Annotated in this window: 2 protein-coding genes and 1 pseudogene; 2 read left to right on the top strand and 1 reads right to left on the bottom strand. The window is 58.2% G+C overall.

The window, feature by feature from the left end:
- Positions 1-1,954 (bottom strand): annotated as a pseudogene (locus ACE4YL_RS10015) (hypothetical protein); the annotation flags it as partial.
- Positions 1,955-2,694: 740 nt separating this feature from the next.
- Between ACE4YL_RS10015 and ACE4YL_RS10010 the strand changes: the two are divergent.
- Both ACE4YL_RS10010 and ACE4YL_RS10005 read left to right on the top strand, forming a co-directional pair.
- Positions 2,695-3,531 carry a class I SAM-dependent methyltransferase gene (locus ACE4YL_RS10010; RefSeq protein WP_461369608.1) on the top strand — a complete coding sequence of 279 codons (837 nt, stop codon included), beginning with the start codon at positions 2,695-2,697 and terminating at the stop codon, positions 3,529-3,531.
- Positions 3,532-3,812: 281 nt separating this feature from the next.
- Positions 3,813-4,322 carry an IS110 family transposase gene (locus ACE4YL_RS10005; RefSeq protein WP_461369607.1) on the top strand — a complete coding sequence of 170 codons (510 nt, stop codon included), beginning with the start codon at positions 3,813-3,815 and terminating at the stop codon, positions 4,320-4,322.
- The last annotated feature ends 97 nt before the right edge of the window (positions 4,323-4,419 follow it).

Below are 4,419 nucleotides of genomic sequence, written 5' to 3'. Positions count from 1 at the left end.
CCGCAACGGTGCCGACGTCCGACAGCAAGCCGCTCGAATAGTGCGACCAAAACTTGTTATTATTCCACTTGGAGTGCCGAAGATCACCAAGCTGCGCGCCCGACAGAACCACAAAGCCGGTGGTGTCGCTCAGATTGATGTTGGTGAGGTTCTGCCAATCCTCGCTGCCATTGCTGTCGCTGATGTCGGTGGAAAACAGGATCGTGCTCGAGCCATCATCGTGCAAGGTGAGCGTTTCGGGGCTCCGCGACCCCTCGGCGCCCAGCGCCATGATGTTGACGCCGCCCTTGGTGCCGTCGTTATTCTGCAGCACCCAGTTGCCGAACTCGATCTTGGGCTCAACCAGCCAAGCGCCAATCGAGTAGACGTTCCAGTTCTCATAGCTGATCGCGCCAGTTTCAGGGTGAGCGCCCTCACCGGGTGGTCCGCTCGATGCGCCCGCCGCAATGGCATAGGCATTGTCGAAAAAGCCCTGCCAGTTCACGCAAAGGCTGTCGCAGTCTTTGTCATGCCAGCCGCCGCCAGAACCGCCAGAGCCTTCAGAGAAGCTGGCCGTGGCGGTCGTGGTCCCATTATCATCATCCTTCCAGTCCTTCTTGTCGCATTCGCAGACAATCGGGTCCGGGATGATCAAGCTGGTGCTAAGAAACTCAAGCGGGAAGCCGCCGACCACGTTCCCTACGATGTTGATCGTATTAATGCCGGTGAACGCCTGGGCCCTGATATCAACGTCCACGCCGTTTTTCCCCGTCCCAACCGCGTTGGAAACGGTGATCGTCTTGACCAGGGTTTGCACCGGCTCGGTGTTGTCGCCGACGAGCAGGGAGGAATTGCCGCTGTTCGCATTGAAGTTCAGGTATTCCAGCCCGCTGATCACATTCTGCGCCGGGCCACTCCCCGCAGTAATGACGATCCACCCGCTGTGTTTCTGATCGAAGATCGGCTCGACCGCGTTGATGTTCCAGGTCTGAATGCCTTCAATATTTACCCCGCTCACATAGTTGACGGCGGTGTTGTGATGCCAATCGTCGGCGTTGTCCGTGGCATTAAAGAACGCGTTCAACACGCTGCCGAAGAAGGCGCCGTGAACTTCCAGCTCCGAGGTATTCGAGTCGGGAGGAAGGGCGGGGCCGTAACCATTAAGCTGGCTGAAGCCCGGCGCAAATGGAGGATTCCCGATGCCGAAGGCCAGGCTGGAGCCCTCGGATGTGATGTTGTCGAAATCAGTCAGCGTCGCATGGCCACCGTTCAGAAATGCATTGAACAGGTCGCGGCCGGTGCCGTGGAACTCATCCTGATCAACAGTGAGCAAGAAAGTGCGGCCCGACGGCGGAGTGTCAACAAATGTGTCGGTGGCCAACTGAGAAGTAGCTAGGCTCTGGCCGCCGAGATTCACACTGTGGACCGCCTCGGTCGAAAATAAAAACGCTACATTATTGGCATCATTCTCAGGAGTGCCGGGAGGAAGTGGCGTCGTGAAATCAATCCCCGCAGCGGCAAATTCATTAGTCACATAGTCAGCGGCCGTTACCTTGTTCGACAATACCGTCTGGTCGGTCCCTAGGGCGCCAAACGAAATAAGAAGAATTGCCTGCCCGATCGCGTTCGCAATAATAATCGGATCTTGCGTGTTGATCGCATCCTGAATGTAAGCGGCCCAGTAAGCCTTGCCGCCCGCATCGGGAGCGCGAGCAAACAGGTTCGCATAAACTTCGTCAAGGAAGGCGCTAATGTTGGCCGGAGAATTGATCAAAGGGTTGGCCAGCAGCGGGTACTTGTCTTTCGCCTCCTCCTGCACCGAGAACGAGGCCGCCGCTGCTTGCAGTGACAATCCGTCCAGAAGCTCGCCTACCCAGAAATTCGCGCCACCCGGATCCCCGGCACGGCCAAAATAGCCAACATAAAGCAAATTAGTTTGAGCCAAGGGATCGTCAGTGAACGGCCACGTAGCCATGTCTTCCTCCTAGAGGTGCTGGCGCCAACAGAAGGGGCTCCAGCTGCAAAACTGAATTTCTCCGAGCAGCACACACAGCGTGTACAGTGAACTCTATACGCATCCGGCGGCAGGTCAAGAGGGAATTTTTGCGGTGGGCATAACTAGGCGAGGCATTTTTCCGGCGACATCTACTTTCCCCCTCGCTGCCCGGAAGCCGTTTCCGGAGCTACTCGCCATGAAATGCGCTGGGGGATAAGCAATATCGGCCCCGCCATGCGCATCGTATTTTTGCTCCTATCGATGTTCCGTCTGTTTGTCAATGGCGTGTTCAGTTAAGGAATGGGTCGCCCGTGCTCCTGCCCTGCCTGCCCCGACCGGGCCGCAACCGCGAGGCGGCTTCCGCTGGGGGAGGCGCAGCAACGCGACGCATGCCTCACACGACCCGAGGCGAAGCTTTAGCAGCGGGCCGGGCAAGGAAGCCAAGCTCAGCTTCCTGCGGCATGCACTGCAGGAGAACCGCGGTTTCGTCGGCGTTGATGCGTCGCTCGACAAAGCGTCCACGCCCTGCCCGGCGGTCTCGCGGCCGCTCGGCCGGGGCAACTGGCGATATAATGGTGGTAGCGTCCCTCATGGTGTTCTCTTCTTTGCGGAATCGGAATCGGCATCTCTTTGCGAATCGGAATCGGCGTCCCCAACCTAGCGGCTCAAAGCAGGCAGTTCCTGCCCTCCAACTTTTGCGTCAATCGAGACATTATCTGATGCCACTTTCCGAAGTCATCAATCCGCGACGTTACAAAGATCCCAGGTGGCTAGCACTTCACCGTGAGCTCGAATCCTACTCGACAGACAAGCACCTTTTTCTGAACACGCAGGGTGAAATCGCCCGCAAGGGCTATGAATGGACACACTGTCTGTATGGCTTGAGCAAGCTCGGCGTCGTACTTCCAAACGCGCGTGCGTTAGGAGTTGGAGCGGGTCGTGAGCCAATCATTTTCTGGCTGGCGGATAGGATCGAGCACGTCACCGCCACGGACCTCTACGGCAACGAGACGTGGGCCGGTTACCGCGACGCCGAGGCCCCCGCCGAAATCCTAAAAGATTCTAGTAAGTTCTGCGCACGGTCTTTCAATATGGAGCGCGTATCCTTCCAATTGGCGGACGGAACAAACCTGCCATTTGGAGACAATGCCTTCGATTTTTGCTGGTCGTTGTCCTCGATTGAGCATTTTGGTGGGCACGAAGCCGCAGCCAAGGCAATGAGGGAAATGGCGCGAGTGACCCGACCCGGCGGCATCGTCTGCGTGGCGACGGAGTACCTCTTGCTTCCAGAATATCGGCACCCAGATTATTTTAATCGAGAGGATTTTGAACGGTACATCATTGGCGCATCACCCGATTTGCGGCTAGTAGGGAGAATGTCGTGGAAACTACCCCCGGTCGAATTTCTCATCGACAGCGTTGTGCTTTGGCAGGGGGTTCACCGTCGCCGCCGCCATGTGGTCTTGAATGATGGAGGGGTTCAGTGGACGTCCATTATTGCCTTTTTTCGCAAGAGCGGCCGGCGAGTATTTTTCGGCGCAGCGAAGCGAGCTTGAAAGTGAGATCATCGCGGGTCGAAGTGTAGCACTGACAACCCGCAAGCAGCGTGGTAGACAAGGCGGCGAAAGTACTCAACAGCTGGCGAAGAACCTGCACGCCAAGGCCAAGCGCGCACCGCACTTTTACGACTACCGCCGAACAAACGTCCTGCAATCCGCAGCGGAAAGGCCGCCCCAGTCAAACCACGCAAGCCGCACAAGCCGTGCTATTCAGAGATGCGGTCATTGGGCTCCGTCCCGGAGATAATCTTGGGACCTTCGCAAGGGAGACAATGGCCATGACGTTCTACGCTGCGCTGGATGTATCGCTGGAAAAGACCGCAGTTTGCGTGATGGGCCGTGACGGAAGCATCGTCCGCGAGCTTGAGGTGGCGACCTGCCCCGAAGCGCTCGCGTGCTGCCTTGTCAAAATTGCGCCGGCCTTTGAGCTTGTTGGCCTGGAAGCTGGGCCGATGTCGGAGTGGCTGGTCCGCGGCCTAGCTAAACGTGGGGTCGCGGCAGTTCTGATGGAAACCCGCCAGGTCCGTGCAGCTCTATCGTCGATGCGAACCAAGAGCGATCGCAACGATGCCCGCGGTATGGCGCATCTGCTGCGCATGGGGTGGTTCCGCCCGGTGCATCTCAAGGCGACCGATACCAGAGAGCATCGCACGAGGTTAGCCGCGCGCGATGCCCTGGTCCGCCGGGTCCGCGACCTGGAAAACAGCATGCGCGGCCTTCTGCGCGGGTACGGCCTGCGTGTTCCACTAAAGACGCGCGGTGGGTGGGATGTGCGATCAGGGGGCTGATCGAAGGACATCTCGGACTGACCGGCATTTTCGAGCCGCTGCTGCTGGCGCGAGCGGCCCTGCATGAGCAACTCGCGGTACTTGATAAACAGGTGCG

The organism is Candidatus Darwinibacter acetoxidans, assembly GCF_041936445.1.
GTDB lineage: Bacteria > Bacillota > Limnochordia > Darwinibacteriales > Darwinibacteriaceae > DTU010.
The sequence above is the reverse complement of the archived record's forward strand: the minus strand, read 5'-3'. Positions and strand labels throughout refer to the sequence as shown.

Bases quoted from the DNA above. Each gene is read 5' to 3' on its own strand.
- ACE4YL_RS10005 (WP_461369607.1), top strand. From the start codon at position 3,813: ATGACGTTCTACGCTGCGCTGGATGTATCGCTGGAAAAGACCGCAGTT.
- ACE4YL_RS10010 (WP_461369608.1), top strand. From the start codon at position 2,695: ATGCCACTTTCCGAAGTCATCAATCCGCGACGTTACAAAGATCCCAGG.